The sequence below is a fragment of the Nocardia jinanensis genome (assembly GCF_014645735.1).
Lineage (GTDB): Bacteria > Actinomycetota > Actinomycetes > Mycobacteriales > Mycobacteriaceae > Nocardia > Nocardia jinanensis.
Map to the genome: position 1 here is coordinate 830,464 of NZ_BMMH01000002.1, position 24,781 is coordinate 855,244.

26 protein-coding genes and 2 pseudogenes are annotated in these 24,781 nt (G+C 66.7%); 14 read left to right on the forward strand and 14 right to left on the reverse strand.

What is annotated here, in order from left to right; genetic code table 11:
• Positions 1-54 precede the first annotated feature (54 nt).
• The 4 genes from IEY68_RS08315 to IEY68_RS08330 form a co-directional block, all read right to left on the reverse strand.
• Positions 55-1,194 (reverse strand): terpene synthase family protein, encoded by a 1,140-nt coding sequence (locus IEY68_RS08315; protein ID WP_229718667.1) that lies wholly within the window; start codon positions 1,192-1,194, stop codon positions 55-57.
• Positions 1,195-1,287: 93 nt separating this feature from the next.
• Positions 1,288-2,349, reverse strand: coding sequence for an AraC family transcriptional regulator (locus tag IEY68_RS08320; RefSeq protein ID WP_062996438.1), 1,062 nt, complete (start codon positions 2,347-2,349; stop codon positions 1,288-1,290).
• Positions 2,350-2,400: 51 nt separating this feature from the next.
• Positions 2,401-3,621 carry a cytochrome P450 family protein gene (locus IEY68_RS08325; protein ID WP_189094131.1) on the reverse strand — a complete coding sequence of 407 codons (1,221 nt, stop codon included), beginning with the start codon at positions 3,619-3,621 and terminating at the stop codon, positions 2,401-2,403.
• Positions 3,622-3,863: 242 nt separating this feature from the next.
• On the reverse strand, positions 3,864-4,265 hold the full coding sequence (locus IEY68_RS08330) for an ArsR/SmtB family transcription factor (RefSeq protein ID WP_063916200.1): 402 nt from the start codon (positions 4,263-4,265) through the stop codon (positions 3,864-3,866).
• Positions 4,266-4,351: 86 nt separating this feature from the next.
• Here IEY68_RS08330 and IEY68_RS08335 point away from each other — a divergent pair, with 86 nt between their 5' ends.
• From IEY68_RS08335 to IEY68_RS08355, 5 genes are all read left to right on the forward strand, one after another.
• The gene (locus IEY68_RS08335; RefSeq protein WP_062996434.1) at positions 4,352-5,233 is read left to right on the forward strand and encodes an NAD(P)-dependent oxidoreductase; all 882 of its coding nucleotides are present in this window, start codon (positions 4,352-4,354) and stop codon (positions 5,231-5,233) included.
• Between the two features lie 193 nt (positions 5,234-5,426).
• Entirely contained in the window at positions 5,427-7,226 is a 1,800-nt protein-coding gene (locus IEY68_RS08340) for an ABC transporter substrate-binding protein (protein WP_062996432.1), read from the forward strand.
• A gap of 2 nt (positions 7,227-7,228) precedes the next feature.
• Complete coding sequence (locus tag IEY68_RS08345; RefSeq protein WP_062996430.1) at positions 7,229-8,875, forward strand: dipeptide ABC transporter ATP-binding protein; 1,647 nt, start codon at positions 7,229-7,231, stop codon at positions 8,873-8,875.
• The gene (locus tag IEY68_RS08350; protein ID WP_062996428.1) at positions 8,868-9,806 is read left to right on the forward strand and encodes an ABC transporter permease; all 939 of its coding nucleotides are present in this window, start codon (positions 8,868-8,870) and stop codon (positions 9,804-9,806) included. The genes IEY68_RS08345 and IEY68_RS08350 overlap by 8 nt, the downstream gene beginning before the upstream one ends.
• 2 nt (positions 9,807-9,808) lie before the next feature.
• Positions 9,809-10,798 (forward strand): ABC transporter permease, encoded by a 990-nt coding sequence (locus IEY68_RS08355; protein ID WP_062996426.1) that lies wholly within the window; start codon positions 9,809-9,811, stop codon positions 10,796-10,798.
• A gap of 28 nt (positions 10,799-10,826) precedes the next feature.
• Here the strand turns inward: IEY68_RS08355 and IEY68_RS08360 are convergent, their stop codons facing one another.
• From IEY68_RS08360 to IEY68_RS08370, 3 genes are all read right to left on the reverse strand, one after another.
• Entirely contained in the window at positions 10,827-11,015 is a 189-nt protein-coding gene (locus IEY68_RS08360) for an O-methyltransferase (RefSeq protein ID WP_062996424.1), read from the reverse strand.
• A gap of 6 nt (positions 11,016-11,021) precedes the next feature.
• Complete coding sequence (locus tag IEY68_RS08365) at positions 11,022-11,519, reverse strand: O-methyltransferase (protein WP_062996422.1); 498 nt, start codon at positions 11,517-11,519, stop codon at positions 11,022-11,024.
• Between the two features lie 154 nt (positions 11,520-11,673).
• Positions 11,674-12,153 (reverse strand): pyridoxamine 5'-phosphate oxidase family protein, encoded by a 480-nt coding sequence (locus IEY68_RS08370; RefSeq protein WP_062996420.1) that lies wholly within the window; start codon positions 12,151-12,153, stop codon positions 11,674-11,676.
• A 188-nt stretch (positions 12,154-12,341) separates the two neighbouring features.
• On the opposite strand from IEY68_RS08370, the gene IEY68_RS08375 reads away from it, so the two are divergent.
• The 6 genes from IEY68_RS08375 to IEY68_RS08400 all read left to right on the forward strand — a co-directional run bounded on the left by IEY68_RS08375 (position 12,342) and on the right by IEY68_RS08400 (position 17,554).
• Positions 12,342-13,280, forward strand: coding sequence for a TauD/TfdA dioxygenase family protein (locus IEY68_RS08375; RefSeq protein WP_062996418.1), 939 nt, complete (start codon positions 12,342-12,344; stop codon positions 13,278-13,280).
• A 1-nt stretch (position 13,281) separates the two neighbouring features.
• Positions 13,282-14,142: an ABC transporter permease gene (locus IEY68_RS08380; protein WP_062996416.1), complete on the forward strand. Its 861-nt coding sequence runs from the start codon at positions 13,282-13,284 to the stop codon at positions 14,140-14,142.
• Positions 14,132-14,863, forward strand: a complete 732-nt coding sequence (locus tag IEY68_RS08385) for an ABC transporter ATP-binding protein (protein WP_062996414.1) — start codon at positions 14,132-14,134, stop codon at positions 14,861-14,863. Before IEY68_RS08380 ends, IEY68_RS08385 begins: the two co-directional genes overlap by 11 nt.
• A gap of 26 nt (positions 14,864-14,889) precedes the next feature.
• Positions 14,890-15,954, forward strand: a complete 1,065-nt coding sequence (locus IEY68_RS08390; protein ID WP_229718668.1) for a PhnD/SsuA/transferrin family substrate-binding protein — start codon at positions 14,890-14,892, stop codon at positions 15,952-15,954.
• 26 nt (positions 15,955-15,980) lie between these two features.
• Positions 15,981-16,904 (forward strand): TauD/TfdA dioxygenase family protein, encoded by a 924-nt coding sequence (locus IEY68_RS08395; RefSeq protein WP_062996410.1) that lies wholly within the window; start codon positions 15,981-15,983, stop codon positions 16,902-16,904.
• Between the two features lie 113 nt (positions 16,905-17,017).
• Positions 17,018-17,554, forward strand: a complete 537-nt coding sequence (locus IEY68_RS08400) for a DoxX family protein (RefSeq protein ID WP_062996782.1) — start codon at positions 17,018-17,020, stop codon at positions 17,552-17,554.
• A gap of 22 nt (positions 17,555-17,576) precedes the next feature.
• Here IEY68_RS08400 and IEY68_RS36035 read toward each other — a convergent pair whose 3' ends face one another.
• On the reverse strand, positions 17,577-17,804 hold the full coding sequence (locus IEY68_RS36035; RefSeq protein WP_229718684.1) for a hypothetical protein: 228 nt from the start codon (positions 17,802-17,804) through the stop codon (positions 17,577-17,579).
• 220 nt (positions 17,805-18,024) lie between these two features.
• Positions 18,025-18,102 (reverse strand): annotated as a pseudogene (locus IEY68_RS36040) (TetR family transcriptional regulator); the annotation flags it as partial.
• On the opposite strand from IEY68_RS36040, the gene IEY68_RS36045 reads away from it, so the two are divergent.
• A complete protein-coding gene (locus IEY68_RS36045; RefSeq protein WP_229718669.1) occupies positions 18,074-19,102 on the forward strand; it encodes an MMPL family transporter in 1,029 nt (342 codons plus the stop codon). The pseudogene IEY68_RS36040 and the gene IEY68_RS36045 sit on opposite strands and share 29 nt — an antisense overlap.
• A 304-nt stretch (positions 19,103-19,406) precedes the next feature.
• Entirely contained in the window at positions 19,407-20,360 is a 954-nt protein-coding gene (locus tag IEY68_RS36050; protein ID WP_062996406.1) for an MMPL family transporter, read from the forward strand.
• A gap of 78 nt (positions 20,361-20,438) precedes the next feature.
• On the opposite strand, the gene IEY68_RS08415 is transcribed toward IEY68_RS36050, so the two are convergent.
• Entirely contained in the window at positions 20,439-20,792 is a 354-nt protein-coding gene (locus IEY68_RS08415) for a MarR family winged helix-turn-helix transcriptional regulator (protein WP_373292949.1), read from the reverse strand.
• Positions 20,793-21,248: 456 nt separating this feature from the next.
• Between IEY68_RS08415 and IEY68_RS08425 the strand changes: the two genes are divergently transcribed.
• The gene (locus IEY68_RS08425; RefSeq protein ID WP_189094132.1) at positions 21,249-21,704 is read left to right on the forward strand and encodes a Zn-ribbon domain-containing OB-fold protein; all 456 of its coding nucleotides are present in this window, start codon (positions 21,249-21,251) and stop codon (positions 21,702-21,704) included.
• Positions 21,705-22,097: 393 nt separating this feature from the next.
• Here the strand turns inward: IEY68_RS08425 and IEY68_RS08430 are convergent.
• The 4 genes and pseudogenes from IEY68_RS08430 to IEY68_RS08445 all read right to left on the reverse strand — a co-directional run.
• Positions 22,098-22,654 (reverse strand): annotated as a pseudogene (locus IEY68_RS08430) (AMP-binding protein); the annotation flags it as partial.
• A gap of 116 nt (positions 22,655-22,770) precedes the next feature.
• On the reverse strand, positions 22,771-23,685 hold the full coding sequence (locus IEY68_RS08435; RefSeq protein ID WP_062996780.1) for a D-alanyl-D-alanine carboxypeptidase family protein: 915 nt from the start codon (positions 23,683-23,685) through the stop codon (positions 22,771-22,773).
• A 233-nt stretch (positions 23,686-23,918) separates the two neighbouring features.
• Positions 23,919-24,284, reverse strand: a complete 366-nt coding sequence (locus IEY68_RS08440) for a hypothetical protein (RefSeq protein WP_062996404.1) — start codon at positions 24,282-24,284, stop codon at positions 23,919-23,921.
• Between the two features lie 309 nt (positions 24,285-24,593).
• Positions 24,594-24,779 (reverse strand): rubredoxin, encoded by a 186-nt coding sequence (locus IEY68_RS08445; protein ID WP_062996402.1) that lies wholly within the window; start codon positions 24,777-24,779, stop codon positions 24,594-24,596.
• Positions 24,780-24,781 lie beyond the last annotated feature (2 nt).

Below are 24,781 nucleotides of genomic sequence, written 5' to 3' on the forward strand. Positions count from 1 at the left end.
GCTCTGCGTCACCCCATGCCGAGCGCCGCCACCCCGACGAATGACCATCCTTCCTCATCGGACCGGGCCTTCTCCACTCGGATGGTGGTTGTTCTCCGCGAAAATACCGCCGCCCTTGTACCGGGTAGTCATCAGTTGCCACACCCAGGTGGCCTGGACACAGCCCTCGAGATCGTCGAGATGTGTCAGGATCGGCGACGCCGGGCCGCTGTCCAGGATATCCGGTTCGGCGCAGCGCGCGGCGAGCGCGGCGTGCAGCCCGCGGAATTCGGTGAGCCTGTCACGGATCAGTCCGGCCGCGACACGCACGGCGTCGGCGAGTGTTGCGCCCGGGCTGTTCAGAAAGCACACCGATATCAGGTTGAAATCGGAGCGGTCCGCGATGCACTCCTTCTCGAAGGAGAACATATCGTTCATCAACGCCCCGATCTCGGCGGTGACCACCCGTAATCGGCGCAGATCGTCCACGAGCCCCGCGGCGGCGGACCACTCCCGGCCGAGATAGCTGTCCCGGCCGAATTCGCACAGGGCGATAGCCGGGTACATACCCGACACCTGCGCCCGGAGATCGATGTATTCGGCCGTGGTCAGGAGGTCACGGCGAGACCGGGCGTTCTGATCCCGGATCGCGGTGCGCAGATGCTCGACGGTCGACTCCAGGAACCGGTCGAGCCACTCCGGATCCGCGTCCTGCGCGTGCAGCCGGGACAGGAAATCGACCGTCGCCTTTTCTATCGGAGAGGGATTCTCCGGTGCGGTGCGCGATTCGAGCAGGCCGCAGAGGCGGTCGAGTTCGGTGCGTGCCCGGCGCTGTTCGTCTTCCGGCAGGTGTCCGAACTTCTCCCGGCCCACAGTGTCGTTGAGCCAGAACAGGATCGCGTTGAACAAGCCGATTGCGGTCAACCGTTCCACGCTGACCGGGCCCGGGTGCAGATACGGCGTCATGCTGTTGTAGTGCGCGCCGCCCGGCTCCAGCCAGATCCCCTGGGCGCGACAATATTCCTCCACGTCCGCACAGACCTGCTCGCCGAATTCGCTCGGTCTGAACTCTTTGCTGTAGTCTGCGATATCGCAGTCGGGCGTACTGAACAGTTCCCGTAGCGACCAGGGTTTTTCCGTACGTACCCAGATCTCGTGTTGTACGCGCATATCCGCGATGTTCCGCTCGAGCGCCGATGTGTATCGAGAAGCCACGACGACTCTCCTCCCGCATGATCCAAACCCTTCAAGTTTGGTCGACGAGAGCGTTCGTGTCATCCCCGCGGTGTACCCCCGGTCGGGGCACCGCTAAACGCCGAGGTCGGGCCGGTTCGGGTCGGCGAGGTGATCGCGGTTTTCACCGGCGGCAACCGATACCGGAAGGCAAACAGCGGCCGGGTCGATCGCCGATCGTCGAGCCCCGTCACCGATCGTCCGGGCGGCGAGTTCGCCGCGCCGGCGCTGCCGGAACTCCCGGGGCGTCTCCCCCATGGCTTCCTTGAACGCGGTGGAGAACCACGCCGCGTTCAAACCGCACCGGGCGGCCAGATCACCGATCGGCACGGCGGCGTAGGCGGGATCCTCGAGGAACGCGCACGCGGCTCGCAGGGCTTCGGCACGCCGCAGATCGCGGAAAGTGGTCCCACCGCGGTGCAAGATGGCACGCACCTGCCGGGGGGACCAGCCCAGCGCGGCGGCGACAGCGGGCAACCGGATATCCCGGTGGCCGATATGGGTACGCAGATATCGCCGGACCTGTTCGATCACCTCGCCGTGCTGGCCCAGCTGCGGACTCACCTCGCCGACCGAAAGCATGCACAGCAGCTCTCCGATGCGATGACATACCGCGTCGAACTCGCGCCCCGACAATGCCGCCTGCTCCGCATGCGTGCTGCGGATGAGCGTCCGGGTGATCCGGCCGAGGCCGGACGACAGATTCAGCTCCGCGGCATGGGTACCGAAAGACCCCGTCCGCCCCTCTATTTCATCGCGAGGGACCTGGAAGGCGTAGGCAGATGAACGCGGAATGTGAAGGTGGCACACCGTATCGAGCACAGTGACGGCACCTCGGCCGGGGTCTGCGCTGGTCACACCGCCGTCGCGGTACCGGACCGTATAGGTCCCCTGTTCGGGGACCACCACCCAGTAGAAATCGTCGCCCGCGACCCGGCGGATATGCGGCCGGGTCCGGCGTGAGGTCCGTGCTCCTCGTTGATCCCAGCGCAGCAGCCGGTAGTCGGCGCTCTCCTGCACCGACATCGTCGCGCTCCACCGGTCGGACTCGTGGTAGTCGTGATCCATCGGCATCAGACCGTCGGCGATCGTGGTCCACGACGCCGAACTCCGCGCGGTCACGCTATAGAACTCCACAGTGCCCGTCCTACAAGATGGCTCCGGCGGTACCGGCCGGCCGGTCGGCTGTTATCGGGCCTCGCCGAGCGAGATCGGAATGGACAGCGGCCCGATCGTGAAGAACGACGGTGTGTAGGGGACCGCATCCGGGTCGATGGCGAGTCGCAGATCCGGCAGCCGCCGATACAGCGACGCCAGCGCCAACCGGCCTTCGAGCCGCGCGAGCCCGGCCCCGATGCAGTATCGCGGTCCGTGCCCGAAACCCAGATGCCCGGACCGCTGTTCGCGGGTGATATCGAACCGATCGGCGGTATCACCGTATTCCGCCGGGTCGATGCCGCATGCCTGGTAGACCACGCCTACCGCGTTGCCCTTCGGAATCGCCACACCCGCAATGTTCACATCTGTCAGCGTGAACCGCCAACTGGTCATCATCACCGAATGGCGGTAGCGCACGGTCTCCTCGACGACACCGGCCCAGAGGTCGTCCGCTTTCGCCGAGCGCAGCTGGTCGGGATGTTGGGCCAGCGCGAGTATCGCGTAACCCAGCATATGGACGGTGGTCTCGTGACCGGCGACGAGCATGATCCACAGAACCGCCACCAATTCCTCGGTGGTGAGCTTGTCATCCACGTCCCGCGCCTGCACCAGACCGGAGGTGAGGTCGTCACCCGGCGTACGTCCCTTCCGCTCGACCAGTTCGTACAGATAGGTCTGGAGTCCGTTCTGTGTCGCGAACGCCTGCTCCGGAGACGTGTTGTGCGCCAGCAGGGTTGCCGTCCAACCGCGCAATCGGCTCCGGTCCTGATCGGGTATACCGAACAGTTCACAGATCACCGCCATCGGCAAGGCTTCGGTGAACGTGGGCACGAGATCGACCCCGTCACCGGCGGCCACCACCTCGTCGAGCAGTTCATCGATGATCGCCTGGATACGCGACTCCAGCGCCAGCACCCGGCCCGGCGTGAACGCCTTCCCGATCAGACCGCGCAGCCGCCGGTGGTCGCTACCGTCCTTGGTCGACAGGTGGTCACCCTGGACCACGGCGCGCAACGGCCAGTCCTGGGGGATGGCTCCGTTGTGCAGGGCGGGCCAGTGCCGGGGGTCCCGGGCGAATGTGGTGTTGTCACCGGCGAGGATCTCGCGAACGGCCTCATAGGTCAGGGCGAGGTAACCGGGCACTCCGCCGGGAAATTCCACCTCGACCACGGGTGCGATATCACGCAGCCGGACGCACGTATCGAGTGGATTCTCGTTGACAGCGGGGAAAGCGGGAAGGGTGATCGACACGAACATTCCTTTCGACTGGTCCGGAGGTCACCGGACGCTCGCCCGAGGAGTATCGCGCTGCGACCCTCCGGCCGACGATCACGCGGTCCGACTGTGCCCCGAACCCGAAGAAGGCGGTCGAAAACCCGAAATATGCGGCAGCCGAGATACGCGATATCCGCTCGCGTGTGGACGACGGCCCGGCCTCGGACCATACCGCGATCTATGCCGATATCGATAGCTCGTGACCGCGTTCCGCCCGGTCAGCGCGAGCCCACGGACCGCTTCAGCGCCACGAGCAATTTCGCCCGGTCGCCGGGCGAACCCCTCCACTTCGCGTCGTCCTCGACCATCTCGGCCAGGGCGCGGAAAACCACGTCCAACAGCCCCGGGAACCGGGCCTGTAGATCCGCGTAACGCAGGCTCATCACCCGGGTGCGGCCGACGACCGTCGTCCGGGTGATCCCCGCGTCGCGCAGCACCCGGTAGTGATGGGAGAGCGTGGACTTGTGCAGGTCGATGTTCTGGCTGAGATCGCCGCAGTTCTCCTCCGCGTCGCAAGCCAGGCAGGCCACCAGCTGCAAACGGATCGGATCGGACAGCGCGTGCATCACCGCCGCCAGCTCGAGGTCGGCGGTATCCGGGTGCGACAACTCGGCGGGCACGATCGGACCTCCTGTTCACCCTTGACAGTTTGATGATCATACAACAATCATTGTTGGATAAGCTTCAAACAATCAGGAGGCACAGCATGTCCGGTCGATCACATACGCCCGTTACGGTCCTGGGGCTGGGACTCATGGGTTCGGCGATCGCGAAAGCGTTCCTGGCAGCGGGGCATCCGACGACGGTGTGGAACCGCACGGCGGCGAAGGCCGATGCGCTGGTCGGACTCGGCGCGGAAAACGCGCCCTCGGTGGCCGCGGCGATCGCGGCCGCTCCCCTGGTCGTCGTCTCGTTGCTCGACGACGCGGCGGTGGAAGCGGCGTTGGATGCCGCGGGCCCGGCGCTGCGCGGACGGGTGCTGGTGAACCTCACCTCCTCGAGCCCGGAGCAGTCGAGAATGCGCGCCGAATGGGCCACGCGCCGTGGCGCCGAATACGTGGACGGCGCCGTCATGGCCGTTCCGCAGGGTATCGGCACACCGGACGCGCTCCTGCTGTACTCGGGCTCCGAAACCGGTTATCGCACTGCCGAACCGGCCTTGCAGGCGCTCTCCGCGCAGGGAATCCACCTGGGCGCGGATTACGGGCGGGCCGCCGCGTTCGACGCCGCGCTGGTATCGGTGTTCTGGCTGTCGCTCTTCGGTGTGTCCCTCGGCCTCGCACTCGCCGGGGCCGAGGGGATCCAGGGCAGCGAACTCGTCCCGTTCACACCCGCTGTGCTCGCGCTGCTGCCCGCGATGATGGCGCAAACCGCCGCACAGGTCGAAGCCGGCCACTACCCCGCCGACGACACCTCCATCTCGTCGGCCTACGAAGCGTTCACCACCCTCCGTGCGGTGATCGCGCGCCACGGAATAGACACCGGCGTGCTCGATGCCTCGGGCGATGTCTTCCGACGGGCACTGGAGGCGGGCTACGGGGCCGACGGACTCGCTCGCCTGGTCCCGATACTTGCCGGAGGCCGCTGACGAAACAACCCGGACGAGTCACGAACGCCCTCTTTAAATTCTGCGACAAAGTAATCCTTCAGCCGCGGCCGAATGGGGATCAGAGTTGGCCCGTGAGCTACGCGGGCGGGGCGGCGGGCGATGAGCCGATACGCCGATTCGACTACGGCGTCGACGGCTCATCCACCGCACCCGAGAGCAACAGGGGAAAACAGTGACGACTGCTCAAACGTCCCGCGCCGGGCGATACGGTCTCGTGGCGGCCGCCCTGGTCGCGGCCACTACCCTCGTCGCCGGTTGCTCCGGCGGCGCGCCGGTGAACCGGGCATCCGATACCGGCGACATCACCGCGGGCGGGACCCTGCGGGTGGCTTCGCTGGCCGCCGATATGGATTCGCTGGACCCCCTCACCGGATACGACACGAACGCCTGGGCGGTCCAGCGTGCCATCACCCGGCAGCTCGTCACCTTCCCCGGCTCCACCGGCGAGCTCCGCGACGATACCCAGCTGACTCCCGACCTGGCCGAATCCTGGGATGTGAGTGCCGACGGCACCACCTACACCTTTCATCTGCGGGACGGCATCACCTACTCCGGCGCCGCCACCCGTGAAATCGTCGCCCGGGATTTCGTCTACGCGATAGAACGCTTCTGCGATCCGAACAAGCAGGTGGCCGCGGTCAACTATTTCCATTCGGTGTTCGTGGGATTCACCGAATACTGCGACGAATTCGCGAAGGTGCCACCCGGGGACCTCGCCGCGTCCAAAGCCTTCATCGACAACCACGAGATCTCCGGTATCACCGCGCCGGACGACAAAACCCTCGTCATCCGCACGCCCGCGAAGACCTACGACTTCCTCGATATCCTCGCGATGAACTTCGTGACACCGCTCCCCGAGGAAGTCGCCTCCCGCTACTACGGTGACTCGCTCGAGTTCCGGCAGAATTTCGCCTCCTCCGGTCCGTATCGGGTCGGTACCTACCAGCCGGGTCGGCAGTTGGTGCTGAAGAAGGTCGACGGATACAACCACGATCTCGACCCCGCCCGGAAGGCCTACGTCGACGAGATCGCGATCGACTTCACCGCCAACAGCGAAAATGCCGTCGTGCAGAAGGTGCAGGCCGGGGAGGCCGACCTCACCCTCTACCTGGACGTACCGCCGCGCGCGACACTGCAGCAGTACAGTTCGACGAACAATCCCCACCTGCACACCTCCGACAGCGGTGCGGCGAACTTCATCGTGCTCAACGCCAAACCGGAGGCGATATCGCCGGGTGCGACCGCCCTGCGTGATCCCAGGGTGCGCCAGGCCCTCGCCTACGGTGTGAACAAGAAGAATCTCGTTCAGGGCCAGGGTGGGCCGATCGCGGCGAAGCCGAACGGGCAGATCGTCACCTCGACTCTGCTCGGGCACGAACCGTTCGACCCGTATTCGACGCCGGACGGCGCCGGGGATCCGGACCGAGCGCGGCGGCTGCTGGCCGAAGCCGGATATCCGAACGGCATCACGCTCGACGCGGTGTATCGATCCACCGCACAGTTCGAGAGTATCGCGGTGACCCTGAAGGAAGACCTTGCCGCGGCCGGGATCACGCTCAACCTCATCTCGCTGCCGGGTACCGAATATCAGTCGTACCTGCAAGATCCCACCGGCCGTTACGACGTCTCGCTCAGCGGCTCGTTCACCCCGGACTGGCAGGGCAGATCGACGCGGATGCTGCTGGGCGGCTGGCTGAATTCCGAGGCGGCGCCGTGCGGAAAGGGCAACGTCAACGCGATCTGCTACAGCAACACTCAACTCAACGACCTGGCCCGGCGGGCTTTCCCGTCCGACGACCCGGGCCCCCTCTGGGCCGCGGCCGACCGGATCGTATCGAGCGATCTGCCGTGGATACCGCTTTTCGAGAAGCGTAAGAATCTACTGTCGTCGGATCGCGTCACGAACTGGACCTGGGCGTCGCTGCCCGCGCAGGCCGACTACACCAATATCGCCCTGCGGGACGGGCGATAGCGGTGGCCGTCCTGACAGTCGAGAACCTGGCCGTCTCCTTTTCGCAGCGAGGAGAACAGGCCGAAGCGGTACGCGGGGTGTCGTTCTCGGTCGAGCCGGGCCGGACGCTGGGGATCGTCGGCGAATCGGGCTCCGGTAAGAGCGTCTCGCTGCTCGCCGCCACCGGTCTGCTCGGACCGGATGCCCTGGTCCGGGGGCGAGCCGTGCACCAGGGTATCGACCTGATCGCTGCCGATCGCGCTTATCTGCGGTCGATCCGCGGGAAGGAGATCGGGTTCGTCTTCCAGGATCCGCAGAGCAATCTGCACCCCCTGATACCCATCGGACGACAGATCGGCGAAGCGATCACCGCGCACGGCCGCGTCCAGCGAGCGCAGCTTCGGGCCCGCGTCCTCGAACTCCTGGACGAAGTCGAGATTCCCCGGGCCGCGGACCGTATCGATGATCATCCGGTCCACCTGTCGGGCGGTATGCGCCAGCGGGTGATGATCGCGATCGCCATCGCGTGCAACCCGGGTCTGGTCATCGCCGACGAACCGACGACCGCCCTGGACGTGACTGTGCAGGCTTCGATCCTGTCGCTACTCGAGCGTCTGCGACGAGATCACGGCACCGCCCTCGTCTTCGTCAGCCACGATCTCGCGGTGGTGTCGGATATCGCCGACGATGTGCTCGTCATGCGGGACGGCGCGATCGTCGAAGCAGATTCCGCGCGTTCGGTCTACACCGCACCGAAGTCCGCCTACACCCGCTCACTTCTCGCCGCGCACCGCACCCTCGGGCGCCCGTCCGCCGAACGATCGAACCAGGAGCGGTCCGCGCTGTTGCGCGTCACCGGAGTCACGAAGTCCTTTCGCACACGTGCGGCACCGCTACTCGGCGGAGTTTTCCGTCGCAGCGCATCACTGGGCATCGCACCGGTCCTGAACGGTATCGACTTCGAAATCGGCGCCGGGGAGATAGTCGGGCTGGTGGGCGAATCGGGCTCCGGTAAATCCACCATCGGCCGGATCGTCGCGGGGCTCGACAGACCCGATGCCGGAACGGTATCGCTGGGCGCGAAGACCTATATCACGCCCGGCTCCGGCCGGGCCGAGCTCGATGCCGAGGTGCGCCGTTCGGTCCAGGTGGTGTTCCAGGACCCCTACGGCAGCCTCAACCCGCGCCGGCGGATCAGCGAGATACTGGCTGCGCCCTATCGACTCGCCGGTCACCCGCGCGAGCAGTCCCGGCACGAAGCCGAGGCGCTGATCACGCGGGTGGGCCTGCCCGCGGACTTCCTGCACCGATATCCGGGGCAGCTGTCGGGCGGGCAACGGCAGCGTGTCGCTATAGCCAGAGCGGTCGCGCTCGGGCCCGCGTTGGTGGTCGCGGACGAGCCTGCCTCCGCCCTCGATGTCACCACCCAGGACCATATCCTCGCGCTGCTACGGAATCTGCGGGACGAGTCGGGCACCTCGCTGCTGTTCATATCCCACGATCTCGGTGTGGTCGCGGCGATATGCGATCGGGTGCTGGTCCTGCGGGAGGGTGTGATCGTGGAGCAGGGCCCCACCGGCACGGTCTTCGCCGCACCGCGACACGACTACACACGCCTGCTGCTCGAATCGGTACCCGGCCGCCGGCGCCGGGAGGCCGTCGATGTCTGAAGTGTTTCCCGACCGAGCGGGGACGGCGCCCGCCGGCCGGCCGACCCGGGATGCCCTGCTCCGCACACTGTCAGGTGAACCCGCCGTCCGGTTCGGCGGCGCCCTGATAGCGCTGGTGGTCCTCACCGCAGTGCTGGCGCCCCTCGTGGCTGTCCTCGTCGGGCACGGCCCGACCGCACAGTTCCGCGCCGAAGGACTGGACGAGGCCGGTATCCCGATCGGCCCCTCCACCACGTTCTGGCTCGGCGCCGACGGCGAAGGACGCGATGTGCTGGTTCGCACGCTGTACGGCGCGCAGGCTTCGCTTTTCGTCGGGATTCCCGCGACGACGCTGTCGATGATCGTCGGTACCGCTGTCGGGCTCGTCGCGGGATTCGCGGGCGGCACTATCGACCGGATCGTCGGTCAGATCGTCAACGTGGTGCTGTCCTTCCCGTTCGTCGTCACCGCGCTGAGCCTGCTCGTATTGAATCGAGACGCGTCCGGCCGGCCGGTGGTGAGTCCCGTCATCGTCGTCGTCCTGATCATCTCCGCGTTCTCGTGGACCTATTTCGCGCGGCTGGTGCGCGGGATGACACTGACACTGCGGTCCAGTCCGTTCGTGGACGCGGCGGTCACCGCGGGCGCCACACGCGGTTACATCGTGTTCAAGGAGATCCTGCCCAACGTGTTCCCCGTCATCGCGGTCTATTGGGCGGTGCAGCTTCCCGTCAACATCATCGCCGAGGCCACCCTGTCCTTCCTCGGGGTCGGGGTGGCGGCACCGACGCCGAGCTGGGGCAATATGATCGCCGACGCGCAGCGGACCTCGCTGTACCAGGTCCAGCCCTGGTTCCTGCTGGGGCCCGCGATCGCTCTGCTCGTCACCGTGCTCGGCTGCAACGCTTTCGCCGACGGATTGCGTAATATCCTCGATCCGAAGCGGCGGTGAGCATGATCCGCAATATCGGGGCGGCCACCGCGCGTGCCGCCACCACCCTGATCCTCGTCCTCGTCGCGGCGTTCTTCATCACCCGCGTGGCCTACCGCGATCCGGCGAACATGCTCGCGCCGCGCAACGCGACCCAGGAGAGTGTCGACGCCGTCTCCCGTGCGCTCCGCCTCGACGAGCCCTGGTATGTCCAACTGGGGAATTACCTGTATCGCGGACCCGATATCCAAGGCGCGCCCATGGGCCTCGCGCAGTGGCCGCCGGGGCTCGGGTACTCGTTCCGTCGCCAGACCCCGGTCACCGAGCTGATCCTGTCCAAGGTGCCCGTCACCGTGTCACTCGCGCTCGGCGCGCTGGTGATCTGGACGAGTCTCTCCATAGTGTTCGGGGTCGCGGCGGCTCGCCGCCCTGGTACGGCAGCAGACCGCGGGATCTCCACCGCCGCCTATATCGCCCTGTCGCTGCCGACGTTCCTGACCGGAATGCTGCTGTCCTACTTCCTGTTCTTCAAGCTGTCCACCTATGGGCTGTACTGGTTCCCCAGCAGTGGTTACGTTCCGTTCGCCGACAACCCTTTCGAGTGGGCCCGGCATCTTCTGCTGCCGTGGCTCACCCTTGCCATCGCCGAAATCGGGCTGTTCCAACGTGTCGTACGAGGTTCGATGCTGGAAACGCTGGGTGCCGACTACATCCGCACGGCCCGGGCGAAGGGAGTGTCCGAGAACGCGGTGTACTACCGCCACGCACTGAAGTCGGCGTTGAATCCGGTGATCACGCTCGGCGGGCTCGAACTCGCGGTGATCATGGGAGGCGCGATCGTCACCGAAACGATCTTCGGGCTCGACGGAGTGGGCCGCCTAACGATCAATTCCGCCCTGGAAGGCGATTTCCCGGTGGTCATCGGCACCACGATCTTCGCGGCCGCGGTATTCGTCCTGTGCAACCTCGTGGTCGATATCGTCACCGAGCTCCGCGATCCGGCCGCGCGCTGAGACAACGTCGCAGCCGGGAGCTCCGGTGTCATGCTTTGACGATCATCTCCAGTCCGCCGCGGAAAGGCAGGGTCCGGGTGAGCAGGCCGTTGGCCGGATCATCGATGTATTCGAATGCGTCGCGATAGATATCCGGCCGATACTCGGTGTTGTCGATGAGGAGCACACCACCGCGGCGGAGCTTCGGTGTGATCAGCTCCAGGGCCGACCGTGCCACGGCCGGTCAGATATCGATGAGCGCGAGGTCGACCGGCGCCTCCAGATCGCGCAGGGTGGTACGGAGGTCGCCTTCGCGAAGGTCGATACAGGATGCGAGTCCGGCGGCACGGAAATTCTCCCGGGCCGCCGCGATCTTGGCGGGTTCCTGTTCGGTGGCGATCACCGTGCCGGTACCGCCGTCCGCCTCGGCGACCAGCCGGACCGCTTGGGCGAGGTAGAGCGTCGACACACCGTAGGAGGTTCCGACCTCGACGATCCGGCGAGCGCGCAGGGCCAGGCACAGCCGGTGGCACAGCATCGCCTTGCCGTGTTCGAGTGCCACGAGCTTATCGGCCAGGAAGGTATCCGCCGCGGTGTCGAGGTCGGTGAGGTCCGCGGCGTCGCCCCGTTCCGCCCGGTCGGCGAAATACGTGGTGATCGCCGAAATCTGGTCGGCGCTGCGGTGCTGCAATTCGGCTACCGGCCGGTCGAGGCCGGGACTCTGCAGCGGACTGGCGATCATCGCGAAATCCTCTCGTGCGGGGAAGTTCCCGCAGTCGTCAGAAGTGGTCGAGGCTTCCCGAGCGACGGCACGCGGGACACTCGTTCGCTGCCGTACCGGATCGCTGCCGGCCGATCCCGCACCGAATGCGGTGGCATGCCGCCGGACGGGCGGTTCAGATACTCGCGACAGCGGTGAGGGCGCGTGGGGTCACCGTGATCAGAATTCGCTCACGGACAGGATGCCGTTCGGTAGCACGGGGTGCGACGGTGCGATCGATGTATTTGTCCCGGATGCGTTCGGTCCAGGCCCTGTCCGCGTCGACACTGAGGCCGGCATCGCCGATGACACGCACTTGACGGTTCGGCCGTTCTCCGTCGGCACGCAGCTCGTGCTCCACATCCACGACGAGCCCGACGCGCGGTTCGGCCCGGATCCGTGCGAGGTGAGGCCGGCCGCTGTAGCTGGTGAGGTGAAACGCGCCACCGGTCCAGAGGAACCAGATCGGCGTGATATGCGGATAGCCGTCCGCGTCGATTGTCGCCAGCCGAGCGATGACGGCGGAGTCCAGCAACTCGGCGATTTCGGTGTCCCGTAGTGATCGCACCATGAGGTCATAGTGCCCCAGCCAGCGCGGTACCCGGCTGGTTCGCATCCGTCCAGCAGCGCCGAAGAGCCGGGAATACGTAGTGATTCGAACGCATTCCGTCGCTGTGACGGCGATCCCATCACGCTGAATCAAACCCGTGGAATCGGTATCGCACCCGCTTACAGTCGGTGCGTCAGTTCGCCGCCGGTACACCGTGGCGCCGATCGACTCGCTACCGAGGAGTACCGATTCCGATGACCGCCGCCGTTGACGCCGGAGTGCATATCGAACCACTGTCCGGATGGACGGGCGCCCTGATCAGCGGGGTGAATCTGTCCGCGCCGCTGGCCGGCAACGAGATCGAGGCGATCCGCCGGGCGTTGCTGCAGTGGAAAGTGGTGTTCTTCCGGGGGCAGACGCTCGATCACGCCCAGCAGATCGCGTTCGGTGAGCAGTTCGGTGAGGTCACACCCGGTCATCCGTACGAGGGCGATACCGCGCCCGCGGGTTTCCCCGAGATCCACACCGTCTCACCCGCCGCCTACGACCAGCGTTACGGTGCCGGCTATCGGAAGAAGCAGGGCGCCAACGGTCCGGGCTGGCACGCGGATGTCACACCGCTGATCAATCCGCCGTCGCATTCGATCCTGCGGGCCGAGGTGGTTCCGCCGTTCGGTGGCGATACCCAGTTCTCCAATGTCGCCGCCGCCTACCAGGGCCTGTCCGCACCGCTGCGCGCGCTGATCGATGGTCTGCGCGCCGAACACCGCTTCGGTGCGAATTTCGCCGCCGAACGCAGCTCGGAGAAAATCGGCGAACACGTGCGCACCAATCCGCTGGCCTCGATCCATCCGGTGGTGCGCGTCCACCCCGAGAGCGGTGAGCGGGTGCTCTACGTGAATCCGTCGTTCACTCGCCAGATCGTCGACCTCTCCCCACGGGAGAGCCGTCATCTGCTCGATCTGCTGTTCGAGGAACTGGCACGCCCGGAATACACGGTCCGGTTCAAATGGGAGCCGGGCAGTGTCGCGTTCTGGGACAACCGGGCTGTGCTGCATCTGGCGCCCCGCGATGTCGAGCATCTCGGGCACGACCGTGTACTGCACCGCATCACCCTTGCCGGTGATGTGCCGGTGGGCGTGGACGGGCGCGAATCGGAGTCGATCTCCGGTGCGCGCTTCGGAGCGGCCTGAGATGACGGGCACACTCGCCCGGCCGGGGCCGGGGGTGGTCCCGGCCGAGGCGGTCCTGATAGACCCGACGACGGTACGTCGCGCGTCCACCCGCAAGCCGTGGATACCCCGCCCCGTCCAGCGCATGCTCGGTCCGGTGCTGCTGGTCGCACTCTGGCAGATCCTCTCCGGCACCGGCATTTTCGACGAACGCACCGTACCGGCTCCGCTCTCGGTGGTGCGGGCGGCGTGGGAGCTGGTCCTCGCCGGATCACTCCAGGAACACCTCACCATCAGCCTGCTGCGGGTCGGGTACGGACTGGTTTTCGGTATCGCGCTCGGGCTGGCGCTGGCGGTCGTTTCCGGGCTCTCCCGGATCGGCGAAAATTTCGTCGACGCCAATATGGAGGTGCTGCGAGCCGTCCCCAACTTCGCGCTGGTGCCCCTGTTGATCGTCTGGTTCGGTATCAGCGAGGTCCCGAAGATCCTGCTCATCACCCTCGCTGTGGCGGTTTCCATCTACATCAACACCTTCAGCGCGATCCGCAGCGTCGACGCGGGACTGGTCGAGGCGGCGCGCTCGTTCGGGGTGGGCCGGGGTGAACTGATCCGGAAGGTGATCCTGCCGGGTTCGCTACCCGGATTCCTGGTCGGTCTCCGGCTGGCACTCACCGCGTCCTGGCTGTCGCTGATCTTCGCCGAGACCATCAACGCGAAGAAGGGCCTGGGCCGGATGATGACCGACGCCCGTGAGTACTTCCAGATCGACGTGGTCTTCGTGCTGATCGCCGTCTACGCCGTGCTCGGCCTGCTCTCCATCTTCATCGTGCGCTGGCTCGAGGCGCGGCTGCTCACCTGGCGGCGGTCCTACGATGGCAACTGACCCCGCGCCCCGGGCCGTGATCGCCCACGACGTCCGGAAATCGTTCGGCGACGATCAGGTTCTGTCGGGCGTGAATCTGGAGATCGCGGCGGGCGAGTTCGTGGCCTTGCTCGGCCGCAGCGGCTCGGGCAAATCGACCTTCCTGCGGGCGCTGGGTGCCCTCGATTCCGAGGTGGACGGTTATATCCGCGTCCCGGCGAAGCAGGCCATCGTATTCCAGGACCCGCGGCTGCTGCCCTGGCAGAAGGTCCTGACCAATGTCACGATCGGTTTGCCGGCCAATGCCGAAACGAAGGCGAAAGCGATAGCGGCACTCGGCGAAGTGAATGTGGCGAGCAAGGCGAAGGTGTGGCCGCGCACGCTGTCCGGCGGTGAGGCGCAGCGGGTCGCACTGGCGCGGGCACTTGTACGAGAACCGGAACTGCTGCTGCTGGACGAGCCGTTCGGTGCCCTGGACGCGCTCACTCGCATCAAGATGCACGGTCTGCTGCAGGAGCTGCACGGACGTCACCTTCCGGCGGTGCTGCTGGTGACCCATGACGTCGACGAGGCGATTCTGCTGGCGGACCGGGTGATCGTGCTGACCGACGGCACCATTTCCCTCGATGCCGCGGTGGACCTGCCGCGGCCGCGATCGCGCGACACCACCGAGTTCGTCACCGTCCGCAAACGCCTGCTCCGGGAACTGGGAGTGAGCGAAGAGTCCCCCGCGGCGCCGTGAGCGCCGCATGCACGAAAGAACCTTCGATGAAGATCTTGTCCACACGTATGCTCTCACTCGTCGCGATCGCGGCTGCGGCCACGAGTTGCGGGCTCGGGGATGCCAGCGAATCGGGCGCGTCCGTCGGTGAGGTGTCCCTCGCGACCCAGGTGGACGTTCCCGAAGGCACTGATCTGGTGATCGCCGAACAGAACGCGAGCGAATCGCTGCCGTGGAACCTGTCCGGTGCGGGCGAGAACGTGCCCTACAAGGTCGAGTTCGCCGATTTCAGCGGCGGTGCCGCGGTGATCGAGGCATTGCGCTCCGGCGCGGCCGATATCGGCGCGATCGGCGAAGCACCGGTACCGATCGCGGTCAACAGCGGTGTCACCGATATCGTCACCGTCGCCATCGAAGCCAATCCCGGCAGCAGCGGGGGCTACTACCTGGTGGCGCAGCCGGGCAGCGGTATCGACGGCGTCGACGATCTGCGGGGCAAACGGGTCGCGTATCCGCCGGGGTCGGGACGGCATATGATCACCGCGGCGCTGCTGAAGCGCGCCGGGCTCGACCTCCAGAAGGACACGCGGCCCGTCGAACTCGCCGGGGCCGAGGTGGTGCCCACCTTCGCGGCCGGTGCTGTCGACGCGGCCATTGTGCTGGGCAATCAGTACTACAAACTGGGGAAACCGCCGATCATCGGCGACGGCACCGGTATCAACACCGGAATCGAGAGCCTGATCGTGCGCCGCGACACTCTCGACGATCCGGCCAAGGTCGCGGCCATCGGTGATTACATCGGCCGGACCGTGGCCGCGGGCAACTGGTGCGACGCCCACCCCGAAGAGTGGATCAACGGCTACTACGTCGATACCCAGGGTCTCGAGTACGACGACGGTAAGGAACTCCTCGACACTGTCGGAACGGGGGCCTTCTACCCGATCGACCCCGCGTCGACCCGCCTCTTCCAGCAGGTCGCGGACGGGTTGCTCGACACCGGCACCATCGGCAAACCGGTCGATATCTCCGGCTACGTCGACGGCCGCTACAACGACATCGTCGCGAAACAGAACACGTTGGACGGGGTCACCCCGAAACAGATCGAGAACTGATCACCGATTGTGAAGGGAACACGGCAATGACACAGACGGTCAGCGCTGTCGAGGTACGACCCCAGTCGGGTTGGACGGGCGCCGAAATACACGGCGTCGATCTGACCGGACCACTCGACGAGCCCGAGGTGGCCGCGATCCGGGCGGCACTGCTGAAGTGGAAGGTGGTCTTCTTCCGCGAGCAGTTCATCGACCACGACGCGCACCTGCGGTTCGCGCGGTATTTCGGTTCACCCACCCCCGCGCACCCACTCTTCGACTCGATTCCCGACCCCGCCTATCCCACCATCTACCCGATCTTCAAGGACCGCTTCAAAGCCCGGTTCACCGAGACCCGCGGCTACGACAAACCCGGCTGGCATGCCGACGTGACCGCCGCGGTGAACCCACCGGCCGCGTCCATTCTCAGGGCCGAGACCATTCCGCCCTACGGCGGGGACACCCAGTGGGCCAACACTGTCGCCGCCTACGACGGACTGTCCGAACCGTTGCGGAAGTTCGCGGACACGCTGCGCGCCGTGCACCGTTTCACCCCGCCGGCCGGCGCCGACGCGAGCGAGGACTATCTGCGTCGCGTGCGCAAGCGCCCCCTGGTGAGCGAACATCCCGTGGTGCGGGGGCATCCGGAAACCGGTGAGAAGGCGCTGTATGTGAACCCCGGCTTCACCACCCACCTCGTCGGTGTGTCGCCGCACGAGAGCCGACGCCTGCTCGCCCTGTTCTACGACGAGCTCTCCCGCCCCGAATACACCGTCCGCTTCAGATGGGAGCCCGGCAGTATCGCTTTCTGGGACAACCGCTCCGCCGTGCACCTCGCGCCCCAGGATCTGACTCTGGACCACGACCGGCGGCTCTACCGGGTCACTCTCGTCGGTGATGTGCCGCGGGGCCCGGACGGGCAGGAGTCGGTGGCATTGGAAGGCGAACCCTTCGAGGCCGTCGAGAGCTGATGCGCGCGACGGAAGATCCCACAGTCGAATAAGGATAGGGTAACCTATATCACGGAATGATCTTGGTCCGCCGCGCGCCGCGGCCGGCCGTCTGCCGAGACCCAGGGGATCCGATGACCATCGATTCGACGCTCACCCGCACCGACAGCACTTCGATCCGGGAGCGGGCCTCCGCTACCGATATCGGCTTGCTGATCCTGCGGCTGGCATTCGGGCTGCTGTTCGCCGCCCACGGCACCCAGAAGCTGTTCGGCTGGTTCGGCGGTGAAGGCCTCGAAGCCAACAACGCCGGGTTCGAGAAGATGGGATTCGAACCCGGCAGCTTGTTCGGCACCGCGGCCGGGCTCAGCGAACTCGTGGGTGGACTGCTTCTGGCTTTCGGCGCATTCACTCCGCTGGGAGCGGCGATAGTACTGGGTACCGCGATCGTCATCGTCGACACCGGATTCGGTAAAGGACTTCTCGGCGGCTACGAAATGGGTCTGCTCTTCGCGGTAGCCGCGTCGGCGATCGCGTTCACCGGGCCCGGCCGGCTGTCCCTGGATTCGGACCGCCCCTGGGCGCGCACCGGCCTTGCCTGGGGTGTGATCTCCGTAGCCCTCGCCGTCGTGGCCGCGGTGACGACTCTGATCTTCAAGGCAGTGCTGTAACAGCCCGGCTGGAGCCGAGAGGTCACGGCCCGGGTTCGCGCGAGGCGGGCTCGGCACGTAGCGCGGCCGATATGAGCTGGGCATAGCGGCGCCAGACGGCGGGGTCCCGGATATCGAGTTCGATCAGGGCGCGCGCCGCACCTGAGACCAAGACCTGGATATCCATCCCGGTGGCGTCCGCGCGCAGACTGCCCTGCGCACGCCCCAGTGCCAGAACCCCGTTCCAGTTGCTGTTCGAGGTGTTCGTCACCGAGTCCTTCCACCCCGCTGAGGACCTCGATCATCAGCCGATCCTCGGCCAGCCGAGCGGCGACCTGCTCCAGCAGCGCCTCCAGCGCGCGGTAGGCGTCGGCCCGCGCGGCCTCGACGGCGGCGGCGAGCCGATGGAACCAATCGATGTGCAGGCGTGCCAGCGCCTGCACCAGGTCGGCCTTCGTCGGGTAACTGCGGTAGACGGTCGCCTTGCCGACGCCGGCGCGGGCCGCGACCTGCGGGATGGTGGCGCCGATACCGTGCTCGGTGAACACCTCGATCGCCGCGGCCAGCACTCTTTCGTGGTTTTCCCGGGCGTCGGCCCGACGGCCCGTCCAGTCCCCGGGGTCGGTACGTGCCGTCTCCGGCTTCGCTGCCGCCATGCGGGTCATGGTGCCGTATCCGCGGTATCGGTGCAGAACCGTCCGGTCTGCGACGCAGGTCTCATACCGGGTCCCGGGTGAGTTCGATCTGATCGAGGAGCGCAGCCCGCAGGCCGCGCCCGACGGCGCGACGGCGCGGGTGGTGTTCGAGGCGCCCGCCGGCCGGTCCCTGACCGAACCCGGCTACAACGCGGCGGTCGCCGCGGCGCTGCGCGAACTCGCGACCGAGAACGTGCAATCGGTGAGCGATCCCTTCACCGGGGGAACCGTATCCGAGGACGGCCGGGTCGGCTACACCTCGGTGAGCTACAGCAAGACATCGACCGAACTCGCCGAATCGGACCGCTCCGCGCTCGAGAACGCGGCACACACCGCGGAGGAGGCGGGACTGAACGTCGCCATCGGTGGCGATGCGATGAGCGAGGTGGAAATGCCCCTCGCCGAGGTGATCGGTATCGCCGTCGCGCTGGTGGTATTGGCGATCACGTTCGGGTCACTGGTGGCGGCCGGGATGCCGCTGCTGACCGCGATCATCGGCGTCGGGATCGGGATGCTGGCGATCACCACGCTCACCGGTTTCGTCGAACTCAGCTCGGTGACCCCGGCGCTGGGCACCATGCTCGGGCTGGCGGTCGGCATCGACTACGCGCTGTTCACCATGTCCCGGTACCAGAACGAGGTCCGCGCCGGCCGTTCGCTCGAAGAGGCAGCCGGGCGCGCGGTCGGCACCGCCGGTTCCGCGGTGGTCTTCGCTGGATTGACCGTGATCATCGCCCTGGTCGGTTTGGCGGTGTGCAATATCGGGTTCCTCACCCAGATGGGCCTCGGCGGCGCGTTCACCGTCGCGTCGCCGTACTCATCTCGCTCACCCTGCTCCCGGCCATCCTCGGCTTCGCCGGCGACAAGGTCATGAAGGGGCGCCCGCGCTATATGACCGGGGAGACCGGTGGCGCGGGATTCCGCACCCACGGCCGCCGCTGGGTGGAGGCCATTTCCCGGCGGAAGTGGAGCGCCCTGGCCGGCGGTATCGTCCTCGCCGCCGTGGCCGCCATCCCGATCATGTCCATGCAACTCGCCCTGCCCGACGATTCCAGCAAACCCGCCGGTAGCGATGGTCGCATCGCCTACGACCTGATCACCGACAACTTCGGGCCGGGCGCGAACGGCCCCCTCGTCGTGGTCATCGACACCGCGAACGCACCGATCCGGCCGGGGCCGTGCACACGGCCACCGATCATCTCCAGGCGCTGGCCGGGCGGGCCGGTTCGGATATCGCCGCGGTCGTTCCGGCGGTCACCAGCCCGGCCCCGCAGGCCCAGCAGATCTTCGCGCAGCAACTCGAGACGGTCCGGTTCGCCACCGTCACCGTGATCCCCGGCTCCGGCCCCTCGGATCAGGCCACCAAGGACCTGGTCGCCGAGATCCGCGCCACCGTCGCCGATCTGCCCGCCGAGACCGGCGCCCGCGCCCTGGTCACCGGCCAGACCGCGGTGGGCGTCGATATCGCCGACAAATTGTCCGAGGTGTTCCCGATCTATCTCGCCGTGGTGGCGGGCCTGGCGATCTTCCTGCTGATCGCGGTATTCCGCTCTGTGTGGGTGCCGATCAAGGCGGCGCTCGGATTCCTGCTCTCGGTCGGTGTCTCCCTGGGCGCCACCGTCGCGGTCTTCCAATGGGGCTGGCTGAACCAGCTCGTCGGCGTGGACACGACCGGCCCGGTGCTGTTCATCCTGCCGATCCTGTTGACCGGCATCCTGTTCGGTCTCGCGATGGATTACGAGGTGTTCCTCGTCAGCCGGATGCGCGAGGCCTACGTCCACGGCACCCCTGCCCGCCGCGCCGTGATCGACGGGTTCACCCATAGTGCCCGCGTGGTGGTGGCCGCCGCGATCATCATGATCGGCGTATTCGCCGGTTTCGCGCTCACCGACGACGTCATCCTGAAAACCATCGGCTTCGCCCTCGCGATCGGTGTACTGGCCGACGCCTTCCTGGTCCGCATGCTCATCGTCCCCGCGTTCATGCTGATCGTGGGCGAGCGGATCTGGTGGATGCCCAAATGGCTTGCGCCGCTGGTACCGACCCTCGATATCGAAGGCGAAGCGCTCACCGCGCGGCTGGACCGCCCCGAAGACAACAGCGGCAAGGACCGGGTCTCGGCCGCGGGATGAGACGAGGGGTAGCGGGCTGCGGCCCGCTACCCCTCTCCGGGCAATGGAGTAGAGCTGCCGGGGAGGCCGACTCAATGCTCACACCAGGCGATACGCCCGGCTCCCCGCACCGCGCGCGAACGAGGTGTTCAAAGCCTCGACCGCCGCGACGAGCGGCGCGAGTTCCGGATCGGCGGCCGCCGGCCCCAGCGCGCCCGATAATGCCGCGTCGTGGGTGGGCCGGGCCTTCGACAGCAAGTCCATACCGGCGGGTGTGACATCGGTGTAGATCCCCCGGCGATCATCCGGACACAGATACCGCTCCAGCAAGCCGCGATCCTCCAACCGGGTGACGAGGCGGGTGGTGGCGCTCTGACTCAGCACGACCGCGTCCGCGACCTGATTCATCCGTAGATGCCCGCCCGGCCCGTCGTGCTGACGGCCCAGCACCACCAGCGTATCGCCGCCGCGGTCACGGTGGTGCTGATCGGCGCGCTCGGTTTCGCGACCGTACCGCCACTACAGAAGTTCTCGATCACGCCGCCGGGGCGCCCACGCTGGCCTCGGCCGTCGATATCGGCGCCTTCAACCTGGGCAACGCGATCTCGGCCTGGCTCGTCGTAGCCTAGTCCGCCACGCCACAGCCCGCCGGAACGACAGAGCCCCGCTGCGCCGACCGGCTCCGCATCCGGGGACGGCGCTCCCGCCGGGAGCGCTCGACGGCGCGGACCTGGAGGCGGCCGGAGGCGCGACACACCACGACAGCCGGACGAACTGCTGCGTTCCAGCGCCGGATGTGACGGGTTTCCCGTCCGAAACAGGTATGCCCCAGGTTGTTCGACCGTGGCCCGAACGTCCCCGCGCCGAGCACGCTGGAGAAACCCGACGGCACCATACGCGGAGGTCCCCATGTACCCCCTTGACCCAGACAGCACCGGCAACAGCGGTGAGGCGAGCGCTCAGCCTCTCGAAGCCATATTGATGATCAACAGATGCGCGCGTTGCGACAGACTGTTCGCACCGCTCACCATCGTCTGCTCGTCGTGCGCATCCGACAGCCTCGAGCAGGTGCCGTCCAGCGGCACCGGTTCGATCCGCTCCTGGCGGGTGGCCGATCGTGCCGTGATCGGTGGTCACGACGAGACGATGCCGTTGACCGTCGCCGTTGTCGAACTGGACGAAGGTCCGTGGGTCTACACCTCGATCGAGGGAACGGTCCCGTTGTTCGCGAGTGGCCCGGTGCGTGTGCACTTCCAGCCACAGCCCCGTGACGAGAGGTTTCCGGTTTTCGCGGTCACCGCCGATCCCGATAGCCCGGCCGGTGACATCCTCGGCCGCTCGAAGGACGAACATGCCCGCGCCTGAACAGACGAATGCCGATGCACCCGCCACCTCCTGGGTTCGTACCGCGTTGCAGCAGTGCGCTGTCCTGGAGACCGCGAGGTCGTTGGTCCCGGGGACGAAGGCGCTGATCGTCTTCGCGATCCGATGGGCCCCGTTCGGCGGCGCGTCCGCCGAGGAAGTGTTCTTGAATTTCGGGGTCACCCGCAATCAGTTCCTGCGGATAACAGCTGAGGCGCTGAGTCCACGGAGGACCGACGACCCCAGGATGTATCAGTTGAAGAAACACCTCCTGATGACGCTGGCCCAGGCCTGGCGGAAGGACCCGGAGAACGTTCCGGCGGAATCGAGCCCTTCGGTCGTGCAGAGGGATGCTTCATCAGCGGCACTCTCGCCGTCCGGATGAACCGGGTGAAGCGGGCACCGGCGTAGCTGGGCATCGACGATATCGGGGTGGGTGTAGAGGAATTCCTCGATCTCCCTCGGGTAGATGTTCTCGCCGCCGCGGATCACCATATCCTTGATCCGTCCGGTGAGGGCGATGTAGCCGTCCCCGTCCATGACCCCGAGATCGCCGGTGTGCATCCAGCGGGCCTCGTCTACCGCCTCCGCGGTTTTCACCGGGTCTTCCCAGTAACCGAGCATGATCGAATATCCCCGCGTACACACCTCGCCGGGCTCGTACGGCCGGTTTCCGGATCGACGATCTTGATCTCCAGATGTGGGCCGACCCTTCCGACCGTCGCGGTGCGCGCGACGATGCTGTCGTCGGCTCTGGTCTGGATCGAGACGGGGGACGTCTCGGTCATGCCGTAGCAGATGGTCACCCCGCTCATCCCCATCCGTTCGATGACCTGCTTCATCACTTCCACCGGACACGGCGACCCCGCCATGATCCCGGTACGCAGCGTGGACAGCCGATACTCGCCGAATCCGGGTTCGGCGAGTTCGGCGATGAACATGCCACGAGTACCGGCCGGCGATCCGCCGACCGGTACTCGCGGCAGAACAATTCGGCACGACCTCACCGAACGAACCCGAACGAGGGCTCACGCGGATCGGCGCGGCCACCGGAGGATCGAGCGCCCGGTCAGCCGATCGGCAGCGAGCTGAGGATCGGCAGGAAACCCCAGTCCATGATGCGTTCGGCGTCGCCTGCCGCTGCGGCCAAGTCGTCGGGTGAGCTGTTCAGGACCACGCCGATCAGCCGCTGTCCACCCCTGGAGGCCTCGAACAGCAGGCAGGTCCCGGCAGCGTCCGTGGATCCGGTCTTGATTCCCGTGGCGCCCGGATACTCGCGCAGTAGCCCGTTGGTGGTTTCCCAGACGTGTGCCCGGTTCGCCGGGCCGGCCGGCTGGTGATAGATCTGCGACCCGGCGATCTCCCGGAAAACCGGGTCGGCCATCGCGTGCCGGCCCAGCCGCACCAGTTCCGCGGGTGTGGAGTACGTGGAGAAATCGTCGGGGGCCGGGAGGCCGCTGGGGTCGCTGAAATGGGTGTTCGGCATCCCCAGTCGCCGCGCGGTGGCGTTCATCCGGGCGAGGAAACCGTCTTGGCCGGGGCCGTAGGCCTCAGCGAGGGCGTAGGCGGCATCACAGCCCGAGGGAAGCATCATCGCGTACAGCAATTGACGCGCGGTGAGCACCTCACCGGGGGCCAGCCCGGCGGTACTTCCCCCGTAGGCCGCGGCATAGTCGACAGCCCGCCGGGGCACCGTGATCGGGCGGTCGAGATCACCCGATTCGAGCACGACCACTGCTGTCATGACCTTGGTGATACTGGCGATCGGGAGGCGGGTATCCGGCTGCCGGGACCATACGAAGATCCCGGTATTGGCCTCCGCCAGCGCCGCTGCCGGCGCCCGCACTCCGTCCGGTTGGAGACTCAGCGGAAATGGGAGCTGAGCCTGCGAGACGCCCGGGAACGGGGCGGCCGCGGCGGTGGGAGCGAATATGACGAGTATTCCGGCGACAACCGCCAGCAGTACACGGACATAGGATCGCATCGGCATATTGTGTCGGCTGACCTGGTCGAACAGTGGGATTTCCGGCCCACCTGTCATCGCGCCGCGGTAGATCGTGACAGCCGCGTACGATCGAGCGGTGTCGATAGGGACACCTTCGTGTGGTTCCGCGCTGCCCGGCCTCGTCACGCGAGGACGATCTCCACACCTGCGCCGGACGGGCCCGGGTACAGAGGAAAGGCCGCCACCAGTGAGTGGCAGCCCTTGTGGAGCCGTCAGGCGTCCTGTCTGATCTCCGCGAAGCTCGCCCACTGGACTTCGGCGATATCGTTCGCCTCGTCGTTGAAGGTCGTATCGATCCACTCGATGATCTCGTCCTCCACTTTCCGCAGCACGGACTCCGGTACATCGACCGGGGAGAGCATCTCGAGGGAGAAATAGGTGCGATCGCCCGGAGCCTGTCCGGGGTGCTCCTCGGCCCAGTCCAGGTGCATCCGGTGATCGCCCCCGGCCTTGGGCGCCAGTTCTGTTCTCGCCTCGGCGAGCTCGGGAGATTTCGCCAGTTCGCCGACCGCGGCCGCACGGACGGATTCGGCTTGCGCGGGTGTGCAGTACAGCTGGACCACCAGATAGCTACTCACGCTACCGGCCACATCCTCTCGGTTGATCGCATGGCGGGGCCGCTCGTAGCGACTCCGCGATATCTACCGCTCGTTCCAGAGAACTGGTGAACTCGCGGCCACGGCAGCATATCCCGGCGTCGGCCCGGCGTCGGCACGAGTGGCCATCACACGAACGCCTGCGCGCTGGCACTCCCGACTCGGCTTCGCACTGCCGCAGCGGATTCGGCGTGACCACCGCGGTGAACCGTGACCACCGCGGTGAATCGGCCCGGCGGCGAGCCAGCCGGGCATGCGGGCGGCCCACCGGCGCGGTCGGCTCCTCGACGCTCAGGTACGGCTGATCTCGACCATAGAGAAATCCGCTTTCGCCGCACCGCAATCCGGGCACGACCAGTCGTCGGGAATATCGTCCCATCGGGTGCCGGGCGCGATACCGTCCTCCGGCCAGCCCCGCTCTTCGTCGTATTCGAAACCGCATTGCACGCACTGGAACAGCTTGTAATCGGTGGTCATAT